Below are 18829 nucleotides of genomic sequence, written 5' to 3'. Positions count from 1 at the left end.
TCGAATTGTCTGATGTCTCAGGCGGCGCTACGTCGTCCCGGCACGGGGTTACCCGGCGTCTCGTGGCCGATCGGCGTCACCAGAGTGAGGTCGGGATAGCCGCTTTCGATCAGCTCGACGGCGGCCTGCGCCACCTCATCGTCCGCCTGCAGCATGGACATGAAGACCTCGGTGCTGTCGCCGACCAGTCGGCTGATGCCTTGCGCATCGGCCGGTCCGCATTCGACGATGACCAGATCATAGGCGGTGGTCAGCGACTGCATGATGATCGGCAGCCGGTCGGCGGCGCGCATGGCGCGAACCGGATCGGCGGTGCCGACGGGAACGACATGGCAGTCCGAATAGAGGTCGGCGTGGATGACGTCGCTGAACTGCGCTTCCGAAGCCAGCAGATTGGTGATGCCGGGGAAAAGTCCGCTGTCCAGCATCGGCCGCGAGGCGGCACCTGACGCCGTGAGATCGAGCAGCAGCACGCGCAGGCCAGCGTCGGAGACTTCGCGCGCTACCAGCACTGCCGATGCAGCCGCCTCATCGCCTTCGGGCGACACGAAGATGGCGCGCGCAGCACCGCTGGCGATCAGCTTTTCCGCCGCCTTCTCGACATCGATCTCGCCAAGGCTGGAGCGGACAGGTTCGGCTTGCGGTTCGGAACCGGCAGCCGCTGCTCCTTCCAGCACTGAAGGAGCCGGCTCGGGCTCTGGCACCAGTTCAGACTCCACGGTCGTCGGCTGATCGTCCACTTCCACGACCTCAGGAGCCGGTTCCGGGTGGACGACCGGCGCCGACATTGCCGACATCGCAACCTGCTCGATACGCTCGAAGCGCGCCCCTGGGGCCGGACGCATGGCGCGGCCGGAAAACAGCTCCTGCAGCAGCGTGATGACCGACATCAGCAGCAGCGAGCCGACTAAGGCGGCGCCGACGATCGGCACGAGCTTGGGGAAATAGGGTTCCGACGGCACGCGCGCCTCGGAAAACACGGTGGCATCGACCGGCAGGTAATTCTTGCGCGAGGACACTTCGCGGAAGCTCGCCATATAGGATTCAAGCTGCTGGCGCCGGACGTTCGCCTCGCGCTGCAGCGCATCCAGCTGGACCTGCTCCTCGCCGGCCCGCGACGACGCCGCTTTCAGCTTGTTGACGTCCGATATCAGCTGGTTTTCGCGCGCCTGGGCGGTCTGCGCCTGCGTCAGCAACCCGCGCATGATTTTTTGCGCTTCGTTGCGGATCTGGCCGTCGAGATCGGCAAGCTGCGACCTCATCGCCCGCAGGCGGGGATGGTTGTCGAGCAAGGTGGTGGAAAGATCGGCGATGTTGGTTCTGAGCTCGATCTGACGCTCACGCAGCCGCTGGATCAGATCGGAAGACAGCACTTCGGGTACAGCGTCCAGCGAACCGCCATTCTGCAAAGCCTGGCGCACCCTTTCGGCCGTCGCCTCGGCCGAGGCGCGGCTGGCGCGCACACGCGACAGTTCGGTCGATAGCTCGGACAATTGCTGTGTCGCCAGCACCGAATTGTTGCCGCCCATCAACAGGTCCGACTGGGCGGAACGGAAGGCCGCGACCTTGGCCTCTGCATCCCTGACCTGCTTCTGCAGATCGTCGATTTCCGGCCCGAGGAAGGCGGTCGCGGCGGCGTTCGACTTGGTCTTGGCGTCCGCCTGATAGGCCAGGTAGGCCTTGGCGATGGCGTTCGGAATGTCGGCGGCAAGCTGGGGATCTTCAGAGGAAAATTCGACGGCGATGACGCGGGTCTTTTCCACGCCATAAACATTGAGCTTGTCGCGCATCTTCGTCAGCACGCGCTCTTCGAGCGGAATTTCTTCCGGATCGCTCTTCAGCCCGGCAATGACCAGGAGCCGGGTGACCGGCGACATGCCGAGCGCATAGTTGAACTCGGGCTTGTCGCCCAGCTTAAGGTCGGCAGCCACCTGCTTGAGAATGTCGGACGAGGAAATGACCTGAACCTCGGTTGCTACACCTTCCGCATCGAGCACAGGTTTGTCGTCTTCATTGGTGCCGGCAGGCCGCGTATAGGCCGATTCGCTCAACTGGATTTTCAGCTGCGTCGTGGCCTTATAATGTGGCGTGGCAAGCCACGCGAACGCGAAGGCGAGACCAGTGACGAGAAGCGTGATCACAAGAATGCGCAGCCAGTTCCGCGCCAGGCTGGCGAAGAGCTGTCTCAGGTCGACATCGACATCTGCGGCCGCGGACTGGTCGGACATGCATTCCTGCTCCGGACATGAGGCTAGATGGTAGCGTAAACAACTATGGTAACTCAGCCGTTAAGATCGCGGTAAGCAGCTGTTAGGGTTTGCTGACATCCGGTAAACAAAGCCAGCAAAACTATACGGCTTTTTGTCGATTGCCGCCAAATCGGCCGCGTCCCTTTACCGGCCATTAACCCTAACAGGATGATAACGAACCCAGATCCTTAAGGTTTGCCGCCGTGTCCTGGCGGCCATAGCGACGAAGGTGTGTGTCCGATCATGAAAAGCGCTGCTGGTCTGTTTCGCGCTCTGCTGGCCGTGTCGATGCTCGCCGGCTGCTCCAGCTACCGGCCGACGCCGGCGGCCTTCCACGAGGTACTCGACCAGCCCTATCGGCTCGGCGCCGGCGACCGTGTCCGCGTCACGGTGTTCGAACAGGACGGTCTGACCAACACCTACAGTGTCGACCAGTCCGGCTACATGTCCTTCCCGCTGGTCGGCGCGGTGCCGGCGCGCGGCCACACGGCCCAGCAGCTGGAAAAAGCGCTCGCCGACAAACTGCGCCAAGGCTATCTGCGCGACCCCGACGTGTCGGTCGAGATCGATCGCTACCGGCCGATCTTCGTCATGGGCGAAGTGGGTGCCGCCGGCCAGTATTCCTACGTGCCGGGCCTCACCGTGCAGAAGGCCATCGCGATTGCTGGCGGTTTCTCGCCGCGCGCCAACCAGGAAAGCGTCGACATCACCCGCGACATCAACGGCAAGGTGATGACAGGCCGGGTGGTTACCTCCGATCCGCTGCTGCCGGGCGACACGGTCTACGTTCGCGAACGCCTGTTCTGACATCAACGTGGCGGACCAGCTCAGGATCGTCCACTGCTTTCGCTCACCCGTCGGCGGGATCTTCCGGCATGTGCGCGACCTGACGGAGGCCCAGCTCGCCGCCGGACATGTCGTCGGCATCGTCTGCGATTCGACCACCGGCGGCCAATACGAGGAACGCCTGTTCGACCAGATGAAGGACAGCCTGGCGCTCGGTATCCATCGCACGCCGATGCAGCGCCATGTCGGACCGGGCGACCTCGCCTCCGCTTGGCGTACCTATCGAATCATCAAGGAATTGCGGCCGGACGTGTTGCACGGGCACGGCGCCAAAGGTGGCGCCTATGCCCGTCTGTTCGGCTCATTGTTGCGGGTATCAAGGTCTCGCGTAGCCCGCCTTTATTCGCCGCATGGCGGCTCCCTCCACTATGACGAAACGACGACCACCGGAAAGCTGTTCTTCGCGCTGGAGCGCTTCATGGGGCGCTTCACCGATTGCCTGCTGTTCGTCTCCGACTATGAGCGGCGCACCTATCGCAGGAAGGTCGGCGAGCCGCCTATCCCGAACACGCTGGTCTATAACGGCCTGCGCGCCGCCGAATTCGAGCCGGTGGTCACACAGCCCGACGCAGCCGACCTGCTCTACATCGGCATGATGCGCGACCTCAAAGGGCCTGACATTTTCATCGACGCGCTGGTGCTGGCCGGGTCCCAGCTTGAGCGCCGCTTGACCGCGGTCATGGTCGGCGATGGCGACGACCTGCCGCGCTACCATGCGCAGGTGAAACGGCTGGGCCTCGAAAAACAGGTCCGCTTCTTGCCGCCTATGCCAGCCAGGGAGGCCTTTGCACTGGCCGACCTCGTGGTTGTGCCGTCGCGCGCGGAAGCCATGCCCTATATCGTGCTGGAGACGCTGGCCGCAGGCAGGCCGATGATCGCCACGGCCGTCGGCGGCATTCCCGAAATCTTCGGTGAGGGATCCCCTGCCCTGATCCGTCCCGATCCGCGCCAACTCGGCGACAAGGTGGGTGAAGCGCTGCGCGATCTCGACGCCTACCGGCGCGTCATGCCCGATACCGCCAGCCTCAAGGCGCGATTCGGCGCCGATGTGATGGCCGCCGAAATCGAAAAGGCCTATTTCGCCGCGCTCAACAGATAGACGACCGTCCAAAACCACAAGTTGTCTCAAGGTTTTTTTAGCTCTCTTTCTGCTATCGTCATCGCGGAAGCTTGTGGGAAACCCGATGAACGAGACCGACCCCACGCGCCGCTTTTCGGCCGATGCGGTGCGCAAATTCGACAGTCCTGCCGAGAGCCCCACGCCCGGCGGCATGAACAGTGTTGCCCGCCAGGTCGCCTCGCAATACCGGCGCGATACGATGTCGCCGGTCATGGTCAGCGGCGTATTGCGCATCGGCGAATTCGGCTTGCTGTTCCTGTCGGGGCTCGCGCTCTACTTCCACTTTGTCGGCTTCTTCAACTATCTCGCCTGGCAATATCCGCTGACCATTGCCGCGGCGTCATTCGTGGCCGTGGTGCTGCTCGACGTCAGCGATTGCTACCAGATCTCCGCCTTGATGCGACCGATCTCCAATCTCGGCCGCGTGCTGATGGTCTGGGCCGGCACCTTCGCGCTGATGGCGCTGACGGCCTTCATCATGAAAATGTCGGAGGATTATTCGCGTCTGCTGTTCGGCACCTGGTTTGTCGTCGGCCTGCTTCTGCTGTTCGGCCTCAGGCTGGTGATGTCGAAGCTGATCCGGCGCTGGGCGCGCAACGGCCGCATGGAACGCCGCGCCGTCATCGTCGGCGGCGGCAAGGCGGCCGAGATGCTGATCCGCTCGGTCGAGAAGCAGCCAGACAACGACATCCGTATCTGCGGCATCTTCGATGACCGCGGCGACAAGCGCTCGCCGCCGATCGTGGCCGGCTATCCCAAGCTCGGCACCATTTCGGAGCTGATGGAATTCGCTCGCATCGCGCGCATCGACATGCTGATCGTGTCGCTGCCGCTGACTGCCGAAACGCGCGTGCTGCAGCTGCTGAAGAAGCTCTGGGTGCTGCCGGTCGACATCCGGCTCTCGGCGCATTCGAACGCTTTGCAGTTTCGCCCGCGCGCCTATTCCTACATCGGCTCGGTGCCGATGCTCGATATCTTCGACAGGCCGATCAACGACTGGGATTCGGTCGCCAAGCGCGCCTTCGACATCGTCTTCTCGCTGATCGGCATCATCCTGTTTTCCCCGGTGATGCTGGCGACGGCCATCGCCATCAAGCTCGACAGCAAGGGTCCGGTGCTGTTCAAGCAGAAGCGGCACGGCTTCAACAACGAGATCGTCGAAGTCTACAAATTCCGCTCCATGTATACCGACCGCTCGGACCCGACCGCCAAGCAGACGGTGACCAAGAACGATCCGCGCGTCACCCGCGTCGGCCGCTTCATCCGCAAGAGCTCGATCGACGAGCTGCCGCAGTTCTTCAACTCGCTGTTCGGCACGCTGTCACTGGTCGGTCCGCGCCCGCATGCGATTGCCGCGCAGTCGCACAACCTTCTCTACAACGAGGTGGTCGACGGCTATTTCGCCCGCCACAAGGTCAAGCCCGGCGTCACCGGCTGGGCGCAGATCAATGGCTGGCGCGGCGAGATGGACACCAATGAGAAGATCCGCATGCGCACGGAATACGACCTCTATTACATCGAGAACTGGTCGATGCTGTTCGATCTGCGCATCCTGCTCATGACGCCGCTGCGGCTGCTCAACACGGAAAACGCCTATTGAGCGCGATTTCCCATGATGTGCCGAAGGCTGCGGTCAATGCCAAGCTGATCGCGCTGATATCCTCGGGCGCGGTGTTTTTCGGCGTCTTCCTGTCAGGCTTCGTCATCGACGAACCGGCGCCCTACGATCTTTTCATGCTCGGGCTGATCGGGGTGTGGGTGCTGTTTGGCCTGCGCATATCGCGCGCCGCCGTGCCGCTGCTCGTGCTGCTGATCACGATGAACATCGGCGGCATGATTGCCATGACGCAGATGGCCGATCTCGCCAACACACCGCTCTATCTCGCCGTCTCGCTGTTTCTCGCGTTCACCGCGGTGTTCTTCTCGTCGGTGACGGCGGTGCAGCCCGGCCTCTACCGGCTGATCTTCATCGCCTATGTCGTCTCCGCGGTGGTGACCTCGCTGCTCGGCATTGCCGGCTATTTCCACGCTTTCCCGGGCGCTGAAATCTTCACCAGATACGACCGCGCCCAGGGCGCCTTCCAGGATCCGAACGTGTTCGGACCATTCCTGGTGCTGCCCGGCATCTATCTGCTCTATCTGCTGTTGACCGGCTCGATCGCGCGCATGCCGCTTCTGGCGGTGCCGCTGCTGATCATCACCGCCGGCATCTTCTTTTCGTTCTCGCGCGGCGCCTGGGGCATGTTCGCCGTCTCGGCCATCCTGCTCACCGGCGCCCTGTTCCTGCAAAGCAACAGCGGCAAGTTCCGGCTGCGCGTCATCATCATGACCATTGCCGCCGTCACCCTGCTGGTGGTCGCCATGATCGTCATCCTGCAGCTGCCCGGCGTCGGCGAGATGTTTTCCAGCCGCGCCCAGCTCGAACAGAGCTACGACACGGCGCGCCTTGGCCGCTTCGCCCGCTACACGATCGGCTTCGAGATGGCGCTCGAACGTCCGCTCGGCATCGGCCCGCTGGTATTCGGCACCATTTTCGGCGAAGACACGCACGACATCTGGCTGAAGACGCTGATGGATTATGGCTGGCTCGGCTTCGTCTCGTTCCTGTCGCTGACGCTGTGGACGATCGCCGCCGGCTTCCGCATCCTTTTGCGCGACCGGCCATGGCAGCCCTATCTGCTCTGCGCCTACGTCGCTTTCATCGGCAATATCGGGCTCGGCACCTTCATCGACATCGACCACTGGCGCCATGTCTACCTGCTGCTCGGCCTGATCTGGGGCGCGATCGCGCTGGAATACAGGCATCAGCGCGGGTTGCGGGCGGTGGCGGCAAGCTAAACCGATGGGAAAGCCGCCGAGTTCGGATGACTTCGCCTTCGGAACGAATTGCGACCGACGATTTCGTCTATCTCGCGATACCGGTCACCCGCTCGGGATACCGCACGGCCAACATCGAATTGTCCGCATGGCTGGCAAAGATGGCGCTGACCTTTTCGGCGTCGAACCGCGCCCGTCGCTTGCGCTTCTCGTCGTTCAGCAAAATCCCGCTGATGGCGTCGAACTTGCGGCCGAGGTTTTTCAATATGCCTCTCTTGATCGGCCAGTTGCTGTTGAAACGGCCGGCCCAGGGCGTGCCTTTCGCCAGATCACGATAGATCGCCATGGCGCCGACCTCGACACCGATCGGCGGACGGTCCCAGGGCTTGCCCCAGGCGAAGTGGCGGGCGTAGCAGCGGCTGAAAGAAATCTGGCTGGTGTAGTTGGTCATCACGTTCCAGAACGGGTGCATCGTCTGCCACCTGCCCTCGAAAGCCACGTTCAATGCACCTTGATCCATCCCGTAAACCTGCTCGGAGGCCAACTGCCGGGTACGCTCCAGAAGCCCCTCCTGCCTGACCAGTGGCATGTTGAACACCAGCACGCCGGCATTGAACTTCGGCGCGCCTGGCTGCATCGGTAAATGCTGTCGATACTTTACGTCGAAATAGGTCTGCTCATCGTGTGCGGCCAGCAGCGGAGCGTTGAGCGGGACGTTGCAGAGGTCTTCTATCGATCTGTTGAAAAGCACATCGGCGTCGGAATAGGCGATGCGGTCATATGGTTCGAACTCCGGCAATTGATCGGCAAACAGCCTGATGTAGGTCGCAAGGGTTGGGTGCGTTCCGCGGTTGAAGTTTGTCGCTTCCATGAATTTCGTGACATCCAGGATGCGGATCTTCCCACCGAGCAGACGCTCTCCGATAGCTCGGTCTTCGTTGGAGATGACACCGGTGTGCAAAATAAAGCCGTCGAGGAGGTCCGACACATTCAGCACGCGGCGCGCCGCCAGGCTGGCATACGGGAAATACCTCTGGTCGGTGGCGAAAAAGAAACACGATTTTTGCGGCATGCTACAACCTGTTGCCTGACCCATTCGCGAGAGCTCCGTTGCGGGTCTCAGGCGAAACCACCGAGTACTTCCGGAAACTGCACAGCCATCGCCCCGGCGTCAGCATGCTCGGCATATATCTTATGCACCTTGCTGCCGTCGTACCGTGCGCGCCGCCGATACCGGTCCTTGTTCGGCAACATCCCCATGATACCGTCGAACCTTCGGGCGAACCGCCTCATGACGCCCCGCTCGAAGGGAATACGCTGCCGGAAGGGCTCAAGCCACGGCGTATCCCTTGCCAGATCGCGCCAGACGGCAAGCGCCTCGGGCTCCACGTCGACCTGGCTTCCCCAGGGCTTGCCGCCGGCGAAATGCCGCGCATAGGCTTGGGCGAACCGAAACTCCTTCGTATCGTTGGACATCAAATTCCAGTTCGGGTGCATCGTCTGCCACTTGCCCTCGAAGACGATGTTCAGCGCGTTCTGATCGTTCATTTGCCCGGCAACGGCAACATCTCTGGCGCGGTGCAAAAGTCCCTGTTGACGCACCGGCGGCATGTTGAAGACGATGATGCCGGCGTTGAAATAAGGCGCCCCCGGCTGCATCGACAGTTTGTTCCGATAGCCCGGGCGGAAATACATGTAATCGTCGTGAGCGGCCAACAACGGAGCATGAAGTGTCTGGCCCACCAGGTCGGCGATATCTCGATTGAACAGAACATCACAATCGACATGGGCGATGCGGTCATAGTCCGCGAACTGAGGCAGTTGGTCGGCGAAAAGCCGAACAAAAGTGCCGACATTGCTTGGCCGGAAAGTATGGCCAGCCTCCGCAAACAGCCCCGAAACGTCCACTATGCGAAGACGGTTCTTCAGCAGGCGTTCAGCAACACGCATATCGGCATCACGTGCGCCGACATGCAGGATGAAGCCTGGCGTTGCGTCTCCCGAAACATCCAGAATTCTGCGCGCCGCCAAGCATGCATACGGAAAATAATTGGCGTCGGCCGCCAGAAAAAAACAGGAATTTGCCACGCGCAATCCTTCGTATCGATACTGCGCGAGCCATATCGCCTTGGCGTTGCGGCGACAAGGCCGAATGCTGGCGACTTTCAGGCCCGGCGCGCCGTTTTAGCGCTTGCACCATACCCCTTGAAAATATATGGCTTTGCGCGGTCCGGAGTGTAGCGCAGCCCGGTAGCGCACTTGACTGGGGGTCAAGGGGTCGTCGGTTCGAATCCGGCCACTCCGACCATTTTTAGACAGGACATGCCCCCAAAGGTCCTGCTTCTCAAATCACCAACATTCATCCTTGGCACACATCAACCCATTCGGCGCCGACAATCTGTGCCATGCGCTGCGGGCTGAGCCTTACAGCGGCGTTGATGGCGCCGGCCGCGGGCACGACTTCATCGAAGGCGCGCAGCGAGACGTCGCAATAGACCGGCAGCGGCGCCGGCAGGCCGAATGGGCAGACGCCGCCGACGGGATGGCTGGTAATCGCGACAACCTCATCGGCGTCAAGCATGCGCGGCTTGCCGCCGAAACGGTCCTTGAATTTGCGGTTGTCGAGCCTCGACATGCCGCCGGCCACGATCAGCATGGTCTCACCGCCGACGCGCAGGCAGATGGTCTTGGCGATCTGCGCCGGCTCCACGCCGTGCGCCTCAGCCGCCAGCGCCACCGTCGCGGAACTCGCTTCGGTGACGAGCACTTCGACATCGGGCGCATGGGCAGCCAGGAAGGCGCGCACGGATTCAAGGCTCATCTCGGCATTGTCCCATTCGAAAACGGTTAGCGTTCACACTGGATAGCTTCACGCTCGGTCGGCGGCAACCTCCCCGCCCCTCGACGGCTGCAGCGATACCAGGCCAGGCGGGTCGCGCCGCATGTCAGCAACGCAAGGCGCATCCCCCGTGCGGGAGATGTGTTCGGGCTGCTGCCTTGGTAGGTCGCAATGGATCAGGGCCGGCGCTGATGCTGTGCTCCCACCACCAACCGGAGAGATCATCATGCTCAAGCTCGCCTCGGCTCTGGCGCTGCTGCTTATCGGGACGGCGCCGCTGCTTGCCGACGACATGCCGATAAACGCGGACGCCATCAAATGGGGCCCTGCTCCTGCTGTCTTGCCCGCCGGCGCGGACATGGCTGTCATCGCCGGGGACCCCTCGAAGGATGGCATCTACGTGCTGCGGTTGAAGCTGCCGGCCGGCTACAGGATTGCCGCGCACAACCATCCCACCTCGGAATATGTGACGGTGATTTCCGGCAATTTTCATATCGGCATGGGCGACAAGCTCGACGAGACCAAGGGCATCGAACTGACCGCCGGCGGCTTCGGCGTAGCCCCACAGGGAATGAACCATTACGCCTGGACGACAAGCGCTACGATCGTCCAGGTTCATGGCGAGGGGCCGTTCGCGATCACCTACGTCAACCCGGCGGACGATCCGAGCAAGAAGTGACATTCGCCGTTGGGCGAATGCAACAAGCCCGCCAGGGCAAACCATGGCGGGCTTGTTGAACGACGCTTGGCCGTTGTTTATGAAACGGACCGGTTTTCCACAGGCGCCGTGGGCGCCGGGGCATCGATCAGGGCCGTTTCCGGCAATTGCAATGCTGCGGCGATCCGGCGAAGTTTCGTCGGATCGGTGTCCTTGCCGCTCTCTATGTCGGCAATCTCGCTGGTCGACAGACCGCAGGTCAGGGAAAGCTCTTCAATACTGTATCCCTTTGTCTCCCGGATGGCTTTGAGGCCGGGGTGCTCGAGCGCAACGTCGGCCGCAACATCGGCCGCCAGCCTGGAGAAGGGTTCGTGTTTTGCAGTTTGGGGCATTGGCAACTCCATGGGGCTAAAGAGTTTTGGATCAAATGATAGGGTGTTGCCTGAGAGCCGGGACAATGCCCGCTTGACGGCGATTTGCCAAGGCCCAAACCGACCGTCACAGCATCGTGAACCGGCGTCAAAACCGCAGGCGCCAGGGCACATATAGGATCTCCGCCCCGATCTCCCAATCAAGTTCTTTTGAAGGGCCGCACGCCGAAGTGTTCAGCGGTTTTGCGCCGCTCGCGCGTTAGCCTGATGTTGCTGGCAGCCGCATCGGGCCAGCTTTTCCCAAGAGGATCAGATCCATGACATTCAAGACATCAGCCATCGTGCTCGCCACGATTTCAGGCCTCGCTGGCGCGAGCATGGTCGCGGCGCAAGCCGCCGAGGCCGTGCGCATTCGCGGCACGGTGACCGCCTTTGCCGGAGCGACGCTGACGGTGAAGACCCGCGAAGGCGCTACCGACGCCATCGCGCTGGCTGAAGGGTGGAAGATTTCCGGCGTCGCCAAGGCGGATGCCGGGGATATCAAGCAAGGCGATTTCCTCGGCATTGCCTCTGTTTCGAAGGCCGATGGCGGCAGCGGCGCGCTCGAGGTGGTGATCTTCCCGGCCGCGCTGAAGGGCGCCGGCGAAGGCGACCGCCCGTGGGATCTCGAGCCCAACAGCCGGATGACCAACGGCACGGTCGCCGATGTCACCGAGATTGCAGGTCGCACGGTGACGCTGACCTACGACAATGGCCAGAAAAAGCAGATCGCGATCCCGCAGACGACGCCGGTGGTGACCTTCGCGCCGGCGACGCCCGCCGACCTCAAGCCTGGCGCTGTGGTGTTCGTCAACGCCGAGCGCGGCAGTGACGGCAGGCTGACCGCGGGCCGGGTCGTTGTCGGCACAAACGGCGTCATTCCGCCGATGTAAGTTGCCGACGAAGCCGCCAGACACAATCCAGAAACAAAATTCTACAGTCCGGAAAAACTGTCGAAAAGTTCGGAGGCGATAGTCATGACTGCGGGGTTCACCGGCACCGATCTTGCTCGGTGACGGCCAAATTCAGCCCGCGCAGAAAAGGAAACGAAGTCATGAAGAAGTCCCTCCTGTCGGCTCTCGGGCTGGCTTTTGCCCTGGCTGTCTCTCTGCCGCTCATCGGCGCCAGCAGCGCCGACGCAGCACCGCTGCACAAGAAGCATCACCACCATCATCATCATCACAACAAGCATCACCGCCATCACCATCACCACCACCACCACCACCACCACCACAAGAAGGTGGAGGCCAAGAAGGCCTGACACGGCCGACTTGCCCAACGGGAAGGCTGGCCCTGGAGTCCTCGCCAAGGCCGCCTTCCCGTTGGTTTTTGCCAGGCGACACGTGGAAAAGCTGAAGGCAGGATTCGATGGCGCCGATGCGCCAGAACGCGAGCAACCACAGCGCACCCCAACGAACGTATCAGGCGCAAGGCCGACAACACAGCGGTTGCCAGTTGCAGGACACCACGGGTCTCTCAATGCTGTCGGAACCCGCTAGGACGGCGCCGCGAACGCGAGCACTATTGCGATCAAAATCAAAAGCGGTCCCATCCATTTGAAATGCTTCGCGACCTGCAGCCACCATGGCTGCTGACCTTTCTGGGCCTGAAAAGGACTTTGGAGCAGCCCAAAACCAACGCCTGTCATCCACAGCCCAGCGCAGAACATGATGAACTCGTCGATGTAATTTGCGACCACGCCCGTCTCCTCCGCCGGTACCTTTGGACTGGCGTTATAGTCGCAGCCGGGAGTGGCAGAAAGCGCGGTGCCAAGTGGCGGCAATGACTGCTGCCGCTACCTGACAAGAGCCGGGCGCGGACTAGGTCTTGGCCGGCCATTTGGGCACGCCACGGTGTGACCTTCGCATGGGATGCCGCGCCGCTACCTCAGCGGCCTTCACGCGAAAATGCATGATCGATGCCGGCCCCGCCAGGCGCCGTCCGTTGGCGAAGGCTAAAAATCGACGTCGCGAAAAAACGCGAAGAAAATTCGAACCACGCATGAACCTTTGCTTTGGAGGCCGCACTAACCGGCATGGACGCCGAGAAGGCGATCCCAACACAGAAGGACGCCATGGTGGCGATCCTCGATCCAGAGAAGGAAATGCTCAAATGACCAACTTCAAGCGCATCACGCTCGCCGCGGCCCTCATCGTCTCGGCCTTCGGTTCGGCTTCCGTTCCGACCTCGGCTTTCGCCAACGGCACGCATCCCACGGGCGACGGCGGCGCGGTTTGCAAGGGCTCCGGTCATTGCCTGGTGCTCTCGATCGAGTGCAAAGGCACCTATACCGACGCCACGGACAAGAATGGCACTGTCTATGGCAAGTGCAGCCAGACCGCGCAGGTTTTGCCGCAGGCCAAGATCAAGCTCGCCAAGTAATCGGCCGCAGATCAGGGAAATGGCGGTCGTCCGCGGGACGGCCGCCATTTTCTTTTTGTTTTCGTGAATTGTTTTAGCGCCGGCTGAGCAACAGGCTGGCGAGAAGGCCGACCACGACCAACCCAACAGCAGCGGCTGTTGCCGGACGATCGCGCGCCGTCTTTTCGATCGCCCTGCCCTGCTTCCTGATCGCCGGCAGCGCATCGCTGACAAGGTCGGCAAGCTGCCCATAATAGTCCGAAGCGGCATCGCGCCCGTCCTCGTAGTAAGCACCGCCGCGTTTGGCCACGACTTTGCGCAACGCGGCGAGCTCTTTGGAAAGGGTCGCGACCTGCTTTTCGAGATCGAGATCGGAGAGGGTCGAAAGCGATACCATGATTGTTTTTCCTTCTTTTGAGAGAAGGCCAAACGCATGGCCGCAGAACCGGTTCCGGTCTGCTTGCCCGAGGGCAGCGGAAAGGTTAGCGCACCTGGTCGAGCAGGCGCTTGCACTCCAAGAGGTCGAACAGCGCCTCCTGCAGCAAGGCCCGGTTGTCGCGCGACAGTTTCGATGCGCCGGGCTGGACCGGACCTTCCTCCTCGGTCTTGCCCAGGCCGAAAAAGCGGCGGCTGGGTTTTACTTTGGGCTGACCGACCAGCATCTCGTCATCCATGCCGCGCGGCTGGGCGGCTGGCGTCAGCGGCACCTGATCGGCCTGCCTGCGCTGCGAGATCGCTTCGACGGCAGCCATGTCGCCATTGCCGATGGCGACCAGGAAATGGTTGCCGTTCTCGCGCAGCAGTTTCTGCACGCCCTTGATCGTGTAACCCTGGTCGTAGAGCATGTGGCGGATGCCCTTGATCAGTTCGACATCCTGTGGCCGGTAGTAGCGGCGGCCGCCGCCGCGCTTCATCGGCTTGATCTGGTTGAAACGGGTTTCCCAGAAGCGCAGCACGTGCTGCGGCAGATCGAGATCCTCCGCGACCTCGCTGATGGTGCGGAAAGCGTCGGGGCTCTTGTCCATGGGCGAAATCCTCACGCTGGACGGCGATCCGGCCCAGTCTACCGAATCGGGTATCATTTCAGCGGTTTATGAAACAATATTCAAGCCCGGCGTCAAAACGGCCCGGCGTTTTCAACCGAAGCCTGCGGCAGAACCTATTTGCCGCCCTTGGCCTTGCTGTTCTGGTGCGAGCGCAGGATACGGCTTTTCAGCACGTTCGACGACTTGAAGGTCATCACCCGGCGCGGCAGGATCGGCACTTCCTCGCCGGTCTTGGGATTGCGGCCGATGCGTTCGTTCTTGGAACGGACGTGGAAGGTGGCGAAGGACGACAGCTTCACCGTCTCGCCGCGTACGATGGCTTCACAGATTTCGTCCAGCACCGCTTCGACGAGTTCTGCCGATTCAGTGCGTGACAAGCCGACCTTACGGTAAACAGCTTCGGCAAGGTCGGCGCGCGTAAGTGTCTTTCCCCCCATGCGACCGTCCCATCAGTTCAAAAAACATAAATCGATACAGGTAAAGGCAGAGCCTAAGTAATTGATCCGGCAAGGTCAAGGACCGAAACCGGACCGTTCGGCACTTACCAGCGAACGAGAACCGCGCCCCAGGTGAAGCCTCCGCCCATCGCTTCCAGGAGCACGAGATCACCCTTCTTGATGCGACCGTCGGCGACGGCCACCGAAAGCGCTAGCGGCACGGAAGCAGCCGAGGTGTTACCGTGCAAATCGACGGTGACCACCACCTTTTGCTCAGCAATCCCGAGCTTCTTGGCCGAAGCGTCAATAATGCGTTTATTGGCCTGATGCGGCACGAACCAGTCTAGGTCGTCGGCGGTTATGCCGGCCTGCGAAAACGTCGCCTCGATGACATCGGTGATCATGCCGACGGCGTGCTTGAACACTTCGCGGCCTTCCATCCTGAGATGGCCGACCGTGCCGGTGGTCGAGGGACCGCCATCGACGAAAAGCTTGTCCTTGTGGGCGCCGTCGGAGCGCAGGCTCATCGCCAGCACGCCACGGTCGGCAATGCCGCCGGTGCCCTCATCCGCTTCCAGCACCAGCGCGCCGGCGCCGTCGCCGAACAAGACGCAGGTCGAGCGGTCGCTCCAGTCGAGGATGCGAGAAAAGGTCTCCGCGCCGATCACCAGCACGCGCTTGGCGAGGCCGCCTCTGATGTAGAGGTCGGCGGTGGTCACCGCATACACGAAGCCCGAGCACACCGCCTGCAGGTCGAAGGCAAAGCCGTGATGCATGCCGAGCCGGTTCTGGATCTCGACGGCGGTCGCCGGAAAGGTGTTGTTGGGCGTCGAGGTCGCCAGCACGATCAGATCAATGTCGGCAGGCGTAAGACCAGCATTGTCGAGCGCTGCGCGCGCCGCCGCCTCGCCCAGCGACGCCGTCGTCTCGTCATCGGCGGAGATATGACGCTGGCGGATGCCGGTGCGCTGGGCGATCCACTCGTCCGAGGTCTCGACCATGCCTTCGAAATCGGCATTCTTCATGATGCGGCGGGGCAGCGCAGCACCGGTGCCGCGCACGACTGATCTGATCAAAGCTCTTTCCTATTCCTTTTCGTCGACGGTGGCGTCGGATTTCCTGCTTGCCTGGGCATGCGGGTTGCGCGCATGGAACAGGTCGAGATCGGCCTCGATGCGGTCGATCAGATTGTTGCGCACCATGTCGTAGCCAAGCTCGATGGCCGCCGCGAAACCGTCCGAATCGGCGCCGCCATGGCTCTTTACCACGATGCCGTTCAGACCCAGGAAAACACCGCCATTGGAGCGGCCCGGATCGAGCTTTTCGCGCAGGCGGTCAAAAGCGCCCCTGGCGAAGACATAGCCGATCCTGGCCATCAGCGTGCGGTTCATCGCGGCGCGCAGATAGCCTGAGATCTGGCGCACAGTGCCTTCTGCCGTCTTGAGCGCGATGTTGCCGGCAAAGCCCTCGGTGACGACCACGTCGACCGTGCCCTTGCCGATGTCGTCACCCTCGACGAAGCCATGATAATTCATCGAGGCCATGTTGGCCTCGCGCAGCATGCGCCCGGCTTCCTTGACCTCTTCCTGTCCCTTGATCTCCTCGACGCCGACATTGAGCAGGCCGACTTTCGGCCGGTCGATGCCGAACACCGAGCGCGCCATGCCGGTGCCGAGAATGGCAAAGTCGATCAGCTGGTGCGCATCGGCGCCGATGGTGGCGCCGACATCCAGCACCACGCTCTCGCCGCGCATCGTGGGCCAGATCGCCGCGATCGCCGGACGATCGATGGTCGCCATCGTGCGCAGGCAGAACTTCGACATCGCCATCAGCGCGCCGGTATTGCCGGCCGAAATGCAGGCCTGCGCGCTGCCACTCTTGACTGCTTCGACAGCCTTCCACATCGACGACTTCCAGCGGCCGTGGCGCAGCGCCTGGCTCGGCTTGTCATCCATCCTGACCGCGACTTCGCAATGGTGGAACTCGCTGACCTCGGCCAGTTTGGGAAATTTGGCGAGTTCGGGGCGCACCAATTCCTCGCGCCCATATATGACGAAGCGGATGTCGGGACGCCTGACGGCGACCGTCATGAGTGCCGGGATGACCACGTTTGGCCCGTGATCGCCACCCATGGCATCGATGGAAATCCTGATCACGCGGTCTTTATCTCACTAGCTTGGGCCAGGGCACATGGCCCGCGAAAGAAATACTAAACTCGCGAAATTCGGGGGCTCGCGAAGGTTCGGCGAAAATAGCGGTTTTGGGCTGCCGCACAACCGGCTTTTCTCCGATCGCTTCGTGTTTTAGGATTTTCCAAGCAAGGATCGCAGCTTTTGCTGGAATTCATTCTCGACGGGCTCGTCCGGGCCGGCGGCATCGAGAGAGGCGCCTGCCTTGCGCGGATAGGGATCGATCGCCAGCCCGAAGAACTGTTCGGCGAGCGCGCCGACGTCGATCGTGTCGCCGGAGAATGTTTCCGGGCCGTCTGGCCCGTCGGCGTCGAGCAGGATCTCGCCGCCGCCTTCGAAACCTTGCCGTCCGAGTTTGGATTGTTCGGGCAAGAACAGCGCCTCGACCTCCTCGTCGATATGGGCCGCGACCGGCTCAAGGGTGACGATGCAGGCCTGGGTGATATCAGCCTCGACGCGGCCGCTGACCTTGACGCCATTGCGCTTCCACGGCGCCACCAAAAGCTCAGCACGGTAGTTTTCGACCGAAAGCAGCTCGTGCTCGCGCGCAAGCATTGCGCGCTGCGCGGCGTCGGCGTCGATCACCACCTGCAAACCTTTGTGCGGCAGGCGGCCGACATTGGCCGCGAATGAGACCGGGCTAGGCGTGTCCACATGTTTCATCTTGGTCTCCCCTCCTCACTCCGCTTTCGCGACGGGAAACGCCACGGCACCGGAAACGATCGATTCGGACGGCTGTGCTTCAAGCTGCCTGGCGGCATCGATTACATAGGACGCCAGCGGCAAGGCTTGCGGCCAGGCGCCGGCATCGGGTCTGACATTGCGCGCCAGGGCGGCAGCAAGCGCGTCGCGGTCGCTGCGTCCCAGCGCGTCGTCATAGGCGGCGGTACGGCCGTAGAACATTTTGGCCAGCCTCTTCATGCGCTTGGGCACGCCGACATCGCCAACGCCCAGTTCCCGCAGCGAATGCTCGACATCGAGAAAGAACTCGTCGATCAGCACCTGCGCGACCTCTTGCGCGACGCCCTCTTCGCCGCGCAGCCGGTGCTGAAACAGGAACATGTGCAGCGACAACATCTCGAAACGGCCGAGCGGCGTATCCGGCACATTCCAGTGGGAATAAAACACGGTCTGCCGCGCCGCCGCCACGATTTGTGCGTAAAGCGCCTCGGTGATAGCGCGGTTGGCGTTGCGTTCGCGGCCAAAAAGGCGCTGGAACATTGAGGGTGGTCTCCTGGGGACCGATTGTTTGAATGGGCCTTGTTGCATCGGCAAGCAAGCTGGTTTACCGGTTTTGCCGCCCAGCGCAAGTTGCGGCCAGCTAATGGAGTTGTTGTTGCGCGCGCTGAAATTCAAGTCGACTTTTCTGCCTGGGGCCACCGCCGCGGTTTCGCTGGTGCTGGTGGCTTCCGCGCTGTCGGGCTGCAATTCGTCCAAGATGTTCGGCGACCTTAACCCTAGCGAGACGCTGACGCAGGGCTATGTTATCGACCAGCAGGCGGTCGATTCGGTGCCGGTGGGCTCCAGCCGCGAACAGGTGCTTCTGGCGCTCGGCACGCCATCGACGAAAGCCACCTTCGACAATGAGGCGTTCTATTACATTTCGCAGACGCGCAAGCGCTATGTCGCTTTCGACAAGCCGCGCCTGGTCGACCAGAAAGTGCTCGCGGTCTATTTTGGCGAGGACGGGCGCGTCACCCAGATTGCCAATTACGGTCTGAAGGACGGCAAGATTTTCGACTTCATCTCGCGCACCACGCCGACCGGCGGCAAGGACCAGAACTTCCTTAGCCAGATCATCAAAGGCGCCAGCAAGCTGGCGCCCCCCATTCCTGGCGGCGGCGCCTAAGAAGCGAC

At 62.0% G+C, this 18829-nt stretch carries 22 protein-coding genes and 1 tRNA gene; 10 read left to right on the top strand and 13 right to left on the bottom strand.

Going from position 1 to position 18829, the window contains the following annotated elements:
- Positions 1-17 precede the first annotated feature (17 nt).
- Positions 18-2228, bottom strand: a complete 2211-nt coding sequence (locus tag NLY44_RS04315) for a GumC family protein (protein WP_023805116.1) — start codon at positions 2226-2228, stop codon at positions 18-20.
- A 264-nt stretch (positions 2229-2492) separates the two neighbouring features.
- Between NLY44_RS04315 and NLY44_RS04310 the strand changes: the two genes are divergently transcribed.
- The 4 genes from NLY44_RS04310 (at position 2493) to NLY44_RS04295 (ending at position 7053) form a co-directional block, all read left to right on the top strand.
- Complete coding sequence (locus NLY44_RS04310; RefSeq protein WP_023669390.1) at positions 2493-3056, top strand: polysaccharide biosynthesis/export family protein; 564 nt, start codon at positions 2493-2495, stop codon at positions 3054-3056.
- A 7-nt stretch (positions 3057-3063) separates the two neighbouring features.
- Positions 3064-4194 (top strand): glycosyltransferase, encoded by a 1131-nt coding sequence (locus NLY44_RS04305; protein WP_023805115.1) that lies wholly within the window; start codon positions 3064-3066, stop codon positions 4192-4194.
- 85 nt (positions 4195-4279) lie between these two features.
- Positions 4280-5815: an undecaprenyl-phosphate glucose phosphotransferase gene (locus NLY44_RS04300; protein WP_023669388.1), complete on the top strand. Its 1536-nt coding sequence runs from the start codon at positions 4280-4282 to the stop codon at positions 5813-5815.
- On the top strand, positions 5812-7053 hold the full coding sequence (locus NLY44_RS04295) for an O-antigen ligase family protein (protein WP_023805114.1): 1242 nt from the start codon (positions 5812-5814) through the stop codon (positions 7051-7053). Before NLY44_RS04300 ends, NLY44_RS04295 begins: the two co-directional genes overlap by 4 nt.
- A gap of 67 nt (positions 7054-7120) precedes the next feature.
- Here the strand turns inward: NLY44_RS04295 and NLY44_RS04290 are convergent, their stop codons facing one another.
- Both NLY44_RS04290 and NLY44_RS04285 read right to left on the bottom strand, forming a co-directional pair.
- Entirely contained in the window at positions 7121-8104 is a 984-nt protein-coding gene (locus NLY44_RS04290) for a glycosyltransferase family 8 protein (protein ID WP_023805113.1), read from the bottom strand.
- A gap of 47 nt (positions 8105-8151) precedes the next feature.
- Positions 8152-9120, bottom strand: a complete 969-nt coding sequence (locus NLY44_RS04285; RefSeq protein WP_023805112.1) for a glycosyltransferase family 8 protein — start codon at positions 9118-9120, stop codon at positions 8152-8154.
- 143 nt (positions 9121-9263) lie between these two features.
- Between NLY44_RS04285 and NLY44_RS04280 the strand changes: the two genes are divergently transcribed.
- A tRNA-Pro gene (locus NLY44_RS04280) sits at positions 9264-9340 on the top strand.
- Positions 9341-9391: 51 nt separating this feature from the next.
- On the opposite strand, the gene NLY44_RS04275 is transcribed toward NLY44_RS04280, so the two are convergent.
- On the bottom strand, positions 9392-9853 hold the full coding sequence (locus tag NLY44_RS04275; protein ID WP_023805111.1) for a YbaK/EbsC family protein: 462 nt from the start codon (positions 9851-9853) through the stop codon (positions 9392-9394).
- Positions 9854-10097: 244 nt separating this feature from the next.
- On the opposite strand from NLY44_RS04275, the gene NLY44_RS04270 reads away from it, so the two are divergent.
- Positions 10098-10550 (top strand): cupin domain-containing protein, encoded by a 453-nt coding sequence (locus tag NLY44_RS04270; protein ID WP_023730864.1) that lies wholly within the window; start codon positions 10098-10100, stop codon positions 10548-10550.
- 77 nt (positions 10551-10627) lie between these two features.
- Here NLY44_RS04270 and NLY44_RS04265 read toward each other — a convergent pair whose 3' ends face one another.
- Entirely contained in the window at positions 10628-10921 is a 294-nt protein-coding gene (locus NLY44_RS04265; RefSeq protein WP_023682373.1) for a helix-turn-helix domain-containing protein, read from the bottom strand.
- Positions 10922-11217: 296 nt separating this feature from the next.
- Here NLY44_RS04265 and NLY44_RS04260 point away from each other — a divergent pair, with 296 nt between their 5' ends.
- Positions 11218-11832, top strand: coding sequence for a hypothetical protein (locus tag NLY44_RS04260; protein ID WP_023805110.1), 615 nt, complete (start codon positions 11218-11220; stop codon positions 11830-11832).
- Positions 11833-11993: 161 nt separating this feature from the next.
- The gene (locus tag NLY44_RS04255) at positions 11994-12200 is read left to right on the top strand and encodes a hypothetical protein (protein WP_084559020.1); all 207 of its coding nucleotides are present in this window, start codon (positions 11994-11996) and stop codon (positions 12198-12200) included.
- A gap of 234 nt (positions 12201-12434) precedes the next feature.
- Here NLY44_RS04255 and NLY44_RS04250 read toward each other — a convergent pair whose 3' ends face one another.
- Complete coding sequence (locus tag NLY44_RS04250) at positions 12435-12638, bottom strand: hypothetical protein (protein ID WP_023669377.1); 204 nt, start codon at positions 12636-12638, stop codon at positions 12435-12437.
- 413 nt (positions 12639-13051) lie between these two features.
- On the opposite strand from NLY44_RS04250, the gene NLY44_RS04245 reads away from it, so the two are divergent.
- Entirely contained in the window at positions 13052-13321 is a 270-nt protein-coding gene (locus tag NLY44_RS04245; RefSeq protein WP_023805109.1) for a hypothetical protein, read from the top strand.
- Positions 13322-13394: 73 nt separating this feature from the next.
- On the opposite strand, the gene NLY44_RS04240 is transcribed toward NLY44_RS04245, so the two are convergent.
- The 7 genes from NLY44_RS04240 to NLY44_RS04210 form a co-directional block, all read right to left on the bottom strand.
- Positions 13395-13697 carry a hypothetical protein gene (locus NLY44_RS04240; protein ID WP_023669375.1) on the bottom strand — a complete coding sequence of 101 codons (303 nt, stop codon included), beginning with the start codon at positions 13695-13697 and terminating at the stop codon, positions 13395-13397.
- Between the two features lie 85 nt (positions 13698-13782).
- Positions 13783-14325 (bottom strand): MerR family transcriptional regulator, encoded by a 543-nt coding sequence (locus NLY44_RS04235; protein ID WP_023669374.1) that lies wholly within the window; start codon positions 14323-14325, stop codon positions 13783-13785.
- Positions 14326-14459: 134 nt separating this feature from the next.
- Complete coding sequence (locus NLY44_RS04230) at positions 14460-14783, bottom strand: integration host factor subunit alpha (protein WP_006201891.1); 324 nt, start codon at positions 14781-14783, stop codon at positions 14460-14462.
- Between the two features lie 104 nt (positions 14784-14887).
- The gene (locus NLY44_RS04225) at positions 14888-15859 is read right to left on the bottom strand and encodes a beta-ketoacyl-ACP synthase III (RefSeq protein WP_023669373.1); all 972 of its coding nucleotides are present in this window, start codon (positions 15857-15859) and stop codon (positions 14888-14890) included.
- A gap of 9 nt (positions 15860-15868) precedes the next feature.
- Positions 15869-16939: a phosphate acyltransferase PlsX gene (gene plsX / locus NLY44_RS04220; protein ID WP_023689496.1), complete on the bottom strand. Its 1071-nt coding sequence runs from the start codon at positions 16937-16939 to the stop codon at positions 15869-15871.
- Between the two features lie 147 nt (positions 16940-17086).
- Positions 17087-17635: a YceD family protein gene (locus NLY44_RS04215; protein ID WP_023669370.1), complete on the bottom strand. Its 549-nt coding sequence runs from the start codon at positions 17633-17635 to the stop codon at positions 17087-17089.
- A gap of 15 nt (positions 17636-17650) precedes the next feature.
- On the bottom strand, positions 17651-18193 hold the full coding sequence (locus NLY44_RS04210) for a ubiquinol-cytochrome C chaperone family protein (protein ID WP_023689497.1): 543 nt from the start codon (positions 18191-18193) through the stop codon (positions 17651-17653).
- A gap of 115 nt (positions 18194-18308) precedes the next feature.
- On the opposite strand from NLY44_RS04210, the gene NLY44_RS04205 reads away from it, so the two are divergent.
- Positions 18309-18821 (top strand): outer membrane protein assembly factor BamE, encoded by a 513-nt coding sequence (locus NLY44_RS04205; RefSeq protein ID WP_023669368.1) that lies wholly within the window; start codon positions 18309-18311, stop codon positions 18819-18821.
- The last annotated feature ends 8 nt before the right edge of the window (positions 18822-18829 follow it).

The sequence above is a fragment of the Mesorhizobium sp. C089B genome (genome assembly GCF_030323125.1).
Classification (GTDB): Bacteria; Pseudomonadota; Alphaproteobacteria; order Rhizobiales; family Rhizobiaceae; genus Mesorhizobium.
Note: the sequence above shows the minus strand (reverse complement) of the source record. Positions and strands in the feature narration are given on the sequence as shown.